The sequence below is a fragment of the Barnesiella sp. CU968 genome (genome assembly GCF_905219685.1).
GTDB lineage: Bacteria > Bacteroidota > Bacteroidia > Bacteroidales > Muribaculaceae > Lepagella > Lepagella muris_A.
The window spans coordinates 1-5,719 of record NZ_CAJMXD010000187.1 but is presented as its reverse complement, the minus strand read 5'-3'; the positions used below and the strand labels follow the sequence as shown (position 1 = coordinate 5,719).

The following is a 5,719-nucleotide window of genomic DNA, read 5'->3' as shown; positions in this document are numbered from 1 at the left end:
GAACAGGGGAGACAGCATATTCGCAAAGTATGGGAGGAAGGAGGAGAAATAGTCAAAAAGAGTTTCTTTTAACGGAGCTGTGAGAAAGGCATCAAGTTTTTCTGTTATGTCAAACATGGATATCACGGCGAGAATGAGGATAGTTGCCATGAAGTATGTTCCCAGAAACTTCTTAAGTATGAATATGTCAAGCACCTTCAGCCTTAGGACTGAAGCTGTTTTGGACCATATTTTGCTGCCTTTGGATATTTTCATGTGAGATGCGTCAGAATCAAAGGCGTCTTGTCACCCTTTCAATCATTTCCTTTTTCCAGGAGGCGAAATCTCCGGCAACGATGTGTTTTCTGGCTTCTTTTACGAGGTGGAGATAAAATGCCAGATTATGAACCGATGCAATCTGCATTGCCAGCAACTCCTGACTTACAAACAAGTGTCTTACGTATGCCCTTGAATATTCGTGGTCAACCCAGGCTGTTCCGTCGGGATCCAGCTCTGAAAAGTCATCAGCCCATTTTTTGTTGCGCATGTTCATGATGCCGTTGGATGTGAAGAGCATGCCGTTTCTGCCGTTTCGTGTCGGCATTACACAGTCCATCATATCCACACCTCTGTCGATAGCCTCAAGAATGTTGGCAGGAGTTCCGACACCCATCAGATATCTCGGGCGATCTGAAGGCAGGATATCGTTTACCACTTCGATCATCTCATACATCTTTTCTGTCGGTTCACCTACAGCAAGACCGCCAATGGCATTACCGTCGGCACCGAGATCAGAGACAAACCTTGCGGATTCTTTGCGCAGTTCCGGATAGACGCATCCCTGCACTATGGGGAAATATGCCTGTGAGTAGCCGTATAAACCTTCTGTTTCCTGATAGCGTTGCCATCCTCTTTTAAGCCAGCGGTGTGTGAGGTCAAGCGATTTTCTCGCGTAGCTGAAATCAGAAGTGCCGGGTGGACACTCGTCAAGAGCCATCATTATGTCCGATCCGATTGTACGTTGGATATCAACCACTCCTTCAGGCGTGAAAAGATACTTGCTGCCGTCGATGTGACTGCGGAAATAAGCTCCTTCTTCCTTCAGTTTGCGGTTTGATGACAAAGAAAACACCTGAAACCCACCCGAATCTGTAAGAATCGGGTGGTTCCAGGAGTTGAATTTGTGAAGTCCGCCGGCTCCGCGTATCACATCGAGACCCGGTCGGAGGTATAAGTGGTATGTGTTGCCAAGAATGATTTTGGCATCTATGTCTTCGCGAAGTTCGCGCATATGCACCCCTTTTACACTTCCTACGGTGCCGACAGGCATGAATATAGGAGTCGGAATCACACCGTGGTCTGTTGTTATTTCACCGGCGCGAGCCGATGAGAAGGGGGTTGTGGCGTCAATTTTGAATTTCATGATGCAAAATTAGTTCAAACGCCACAAATAACCAAATCAATCGTCGAGTTTATGGATAACGAGACCCGAGCGCAGTTTTGGTTCGAACCAGGTTGTCTTCGGAGGCATTATGTTTCCGGTATCGGCAATGTTAATCAATTGATCCATGGTTACTGGATACAATGCGAGAGCCATTGCCATTTCACCGCTGTCGACGCGGCGTTTGAGTTCTCCAAGTCCTCGGATACCCCCTACGAAATCGATGCGTTTGTCGCTACGGAGATCCGTTATATTGAGTATGTCACGCAAGATCAGGTCGCTGGATACCGTTACGTCAAGCACACCGATAGGATCTGAATCATTAAATGTTCCCGCCTTGGCTGTTAATGAATGCCATTTGCCATCGAGATAAAGTGAGAAATTATGGAGAGCAGAAGGTGTGTAGATTTCGGTTCCTTTGTCTTCAACAATGAAATTCTCGGAGAGCTTGTCAAGAAACTCGGCTGGTGTCAAACCATTGAGATCCTTTACGACCCTGTTGTAGTCGATTATGTTGAGATGGGATGCCGGGAATGCAACTGCCATGAAATAATTGTATTCCTCTTCTCCTGTATGATTTGGATTGGCTGCAGCCTTTTCGGCACCTACGAGAGCCGCGGCAGCAGATCTGTGATGCCCGTCAGCTATATAGAGGTTAGGAATTTTTTCAAATTCTTCAGTTATTGTCTTTATGGTTTCAGGACATTCGATGACCCAAAGGGTGTGCCCGAAACTGTCCGGAGCCACGAAGTCATATTCAGGAGTGCCGGCGGTGACTTCTCTTATTATATTCTCAAGTACGGTATTGTCGGGGAAGGCGAAGAATACAGGCTCGATATTGGCATTGTTGCACCTCACATGTTTCATGCGGTCTTCTTCCTTGTCGCGTCTTGTGAGCTCATGTTTCTTGATGCGTCCTTCCATATAGTCCGGCACCCATGCGCCGACTACAAATCCGTACTGCGTGCGACCATTCATTGTCTGGGCATAGATATAATAATTCTCTTTGTCGTCTTGCACCAGCCATCCGTTTTCCTGAAATTTACGGAAGTTTTCCACCGCTTTGTCATATACGGCAGGATCATGCTCGTCAAATCCGGGTTCAAAATCGATTTCAGGTTTGATGATGTGGTAAAGGCTTTTTTCGTTGCCTTCCGCTTCTTTGCGGGCTTCCTCGCTGTTTAGAACATCGTATGGGCGGGATGCCACTTCTTCAACAAATTGTCTGGGAGGGCGGACTCCCTTGAATGGTTTTATTCTTGCCATGGTATTAAAGGTTATTAGGTTATTATAATTATNTTTTCTTTCGTTTTCTTGAGCAAGCGGAGCAGATGCCGTAGATGTTGGTGGTAGATGATGTCGGGTGGAATCCTCTGAATTTCAATGTCGAGAGGTATTCTCCAACCTTTTCATCATGCACTTCCTTCACCGCACCGCATTTGAGACATATCAGATGCAGGTGCCTGTCGTCTGCAAGTTCATAGACTGCCTGAGTCTCGTTGAGATAGTGCTTTCTTAGAATATTACATTCGCAGAGAAGCTCTACCGTATTATAGACAGTTGACCGTGACACATGATAGTCTGCCTCGATGTTTTTATACAGCTCATCAATATCGAAATGAACCTTCTGCTCAAGCGTTTTGTCAAGAATTGCAAACCGCTCGGGGGTCTGTCTCATTTTTTTCGATTTTATATAGACTGCAAATGTCTCTTTAAGATGGTCGCGAAGCGACTGGTCAACATGTTTCTTTTTCATTACGGATGCAAATATAATGAGAGGTATTCAAAAAAACAAGAGGGTTGAGAAACTTTTATTTTTTAATATCTTCTGATTTTTTCGAACCAATGTTTCAGAAATGATGTTTAATAGTCATACGTAAGTAAAGTTTCGGTTTTGAGCATTTACTTATCTGATACATTCATTAACTAATATAAACAACAGGCTATGAAAAAGTACAGATGTGAAGTTTGTGACTGGGTCTATGACCCCGCAGTTGGTGATCCGGATGGAGGAATTGCTCCGGGCACTGCATTCGAGGATATTCCGGAAGATTGGGTATGTCCAGTTTGTGGTGTGGGGAAAGATGAATTTGTCGTGGAAGAATAATTATATTTGTTTACAGAAGATTGGGGCGGTGGCAGATGTCACCGCCCTAATCTTTATGCGCGTATTTGTATGCTTAGAAACATCTTTTTCANTAATTGAGTAAAATTTAATATCTTTGCAATAAATAATTAAAACAGGTCAGTCTCCTGTTGATACCATAGAGAACACGACAATGAGATTTTATAAAAGCATAGGTTCGCGCTATCTGGTGATTCTGGCTCACTTGGGTGCGCTTATTACGGTGACTTTCTGGGCCACTTCGTTTCTGAGTACAAAAGTGCTAATGGAACGCGGTGGTTTTACTCCTGTCGAAATGTATGTCTACAGATTCGCTGTGGCTTATTTTTTGCTTCTTTGCCTGACGTTCCGGCATATAAAGAGCTGTTCGTGGAAAGATGAATTCACACTTTTTTTAAGCGGTATATGTGCCGGTTCACTTTATTTCATCACCGAGAATTATGCCTTGAGGCTTACGACTGCCGGAAATGTCTCTCTTCTTGCTTCGATTTCACCGCTTTTTACTACATTTCTCATGGCTCTGGTTTTCAAACAGAAAATACAAACCGGCGTTCTCATCGGATCGGGAGTGGCGATTGCCGGTGTCGCATGCATAATTTTAAGTAACGGTGGAGGTCTTGAGTTTCGTCCGGAAGGTGATTTGCTTGCGTTGGCAGCCGCTTTGTGCTGGGCTATATATACAATTGCCGTCAGGCGTGTCATACCGCTCTATACATCCCTTTTCATAACACGTAAATTGTTTTTTTATGGAGTGGTAACAGCTTTGCCTCTGTTGTTGGTACAGAATGAGCCGTATCATATCCATTTGCTTTTCGATCTGAGACAGCCGGAATATCTTGTCAATTTCCTTTTCCTTGTTCTGATGTGTTCGATATGTTCGTATCTCATATGGAATGAGACGATGAAAAAGCTTGGATCTGTAACAGCCAACAATTATCTGTATCTTCAACCGCCGATAACAATGGTTGCCGGGTATTTTTTTCTTGGGGAGAAGATATTCATGCTCGGATATATAGGGTGTGCGCTTGTGATAGCAGGGTTGATCATATCAGACAAATGGAAAGGTTCAATATGGTTCAGAAAGAAGTAAATTCCTGTCGCAATCGGTCTCGCTCACGAGTTTCTGAACTCCTTTGGTGACATGCCTGTTAATTTTTTGAAATATTTTCCAAAGAATGATTGCGACGGAAAGTTTAATTCATCCGAAATTTGCTGGATGTTCAGGTTTGATGATTTCAAGAGCACTTTTGCCTCAAGGATAACAAAACGTTCTATCCATTCCACTGCAGTGTAGCCTGTCTGGCTTTTTAAAGTGCGAGACAGGTGTTTGGGGGTCACTTCAAGTTTTTGTGCATAAAAATCGAGGAATCGCTGGTGTTTGAAATTCTGTTGCGCCAATATTAGGAACTGGTCTGTCATGCGTCCCTGATTGCTCATGACTTCATCTTTGTATGAATCAAACCATTTGTAGACTGTCTTGAATATGAAAGATGTTAGTTCAAAAAGAAATGCCTGGGATCTGTAAGGATTTTCCTTGTCGTTGATTATTCCCTTGCATTCGATGAAGAATCGGTCAATTGCCTGTAGCGATTCCTGTGGCACGGGAGCCACGGAGTGTCGTGAGATTATGGTGTAAAGAGGGATATTGCTCATAAACAGAAACAGGTTGTCTCTGAATCGTTTCGACATTACAAGTATTGATGCCTTGAAATCAGCGCTCATATATTTTGGTTGCAGAATCTGTGAGTTCTCAACTCTTACAAAAGCTGGAGCCTTTATGTCGTGGTTGATTAGATTCAAGTCTGCCACGCACTCTCCCTTTTTTACAAATATCCAGGTCGCCGCCGAGAATTTTACAGGTTCTCTGATACCGGTCAATACCTCGGCTCCTATATTTTCATGAATCCAGAAATCCTGATCAAGGATTGCCGGCACATTCTCTGGGAGATTGAGATTATAGTTGAAATCGTATTTCATAAAGGAAAGTGTTGGTTTTCAAATGAAAAACGGTTGTGAGCGGCTGTGTCTGAAGTCAGGCTCAGTCTGCAAATTTAATGATAATCCGTCATATTTCCAAATAGGATTTTTTTTGACAGATTACTTAGAGCTTGTTTAAAAATAAACGTGAAATTTGGGGCGGCTCACTTCCGGATAAAATCCATTTAAGGCAAAGG

6 protein-coding genes and 1 pseudogene are annotated in these 5,719 nt (G+C 43.5%); 2 read left to right on the top strand and 5 right to left on the bottom strand.

Annotated elements, in window-relative coordinates:
• The 4 genes and pseudogenes from JX312_RS08300 to JX312_RS08285 all read right to left on the bottom strand — a co-directional run.
• A pseudogene (locus tag JX312_RS08300) lies at positions 1-255 on the bottom strand (hypothetical protein); the annotation flags it as partial.
• Positions 256-271: 16 nt separating this feature from the next.
• Positions 272-1,402 carry a tRNA guanosine(34) transglycosylase Tgt gene (gene tgt / locus JX312_RS08295; protein WP_204457674.1) on the bottom strand — a complete coding sequence of 377 codons (1,131 nt, stop codon included), beginning with the start codon at positions 1,400-1,402 and terminating at the stop codon, positions 272-274.
• A gap of 36 nt (positions 1,403-1,438) precedes the next feature.
• Entirely contained in the window at positions 1,439-2,686 is a 1,248-nt protein-coding gene (locus JX312_RS08290; protein ID WP_204457673.1) for a DUF1015 domain-containing protein, read from the bottom strand.
• Positions 2,687-2,714: 28 nt separating this feature from the next.
• Complete coding sequence (locus tag JX312_RS08285; RefSeq protein WP_204457672.1) at positions 2,715-3,176, bottom strand: Fur family transcriptional regulator; 462 nt, start codon at positions 3,174-3,176, stop codon at positions 2,715-2,717.
• Between the two features lie 189 nt (positions 3,177-3,365).
• Here JX312_RS08285 and rd point away from each other — a divergent pair, with 189 nt between their 5' ends.
• Positions 3,366-3,527 (top strand): rubredoxin, encoded by a 162-nt coding sequence (gene rd, locus JX312_RS08280; protein ID WP_123406376.1) that lies wholly within the window; start codon positions 3,366-3,368, stop codon positions 3,525-3,527.
• 172 nt (positions 3,528-3,699) lie between these two features.
• A complete protein-coding gene (locus JX312_RS08275) occupies positions 3,700-4,635 on the top strand; it encodes a DMT family transporter (RefSeq protein WP_123406378.1) in 936 nt (311 codons plus the stop codon).
• Between the two features lie 23 nt (positions 4,636-4,658).
• On the opposite strand, the gene JX312_RS08270 is transcribed toward JX312_RS08275, so the two are convergent.
• Complete coding sequence (locus tag JX312_RS08270; protein WP_123406380.1) at positions 4,659-5,522, bottom strand: helix-turn-helix domain-containing protein; 864 nt, start codon at positions 5,520-5,522, stop codon at positions 4,659-4,661.
• Positions 5,523-5,719: the final 197 nt, after the last annotated feature.

What these genes read in the sequence shown, in the direction of transcription:
- tgt (WP_204457674.1), bottom strand. Translation starts at nt 1,402, where the DNA reads ATGAAATTCAAAATTGACGCCACAACCCCCTTCTCATCGGCTCGCGCC.
- JX312_RS08290 (WP_204457673.1), bottom strand. Translation starts at nt 2,686, where the DNA reads ATGGCAAGAATAAAACCATTCAAGGGAGTCCGCCCTCCCAGACAATTT.
- rd (WP_123406376.1), top strand. Translation starts at nt 3,366, where the DNA reads ATGAAAAAGTACAGATGTGAAGTTTGTGACTGGGTCTATGACCCCGCA.
- JX312_RS08275 (WP_123406378.1), top strand. Translation starts at nt 3,700, where the DNA reads ATGAGATTTTATAAAAGCATAGGTTCGCGCTATCTGGTGATTCTGGCT.
- JX312_RS08270 (WP_123406380.1), bottom strand. Translation starts at nt 5,522, where the DNA reads ATGAAATACGATTTCAACTATAATCTCAATCTCCCAGAGAATGTGCCG.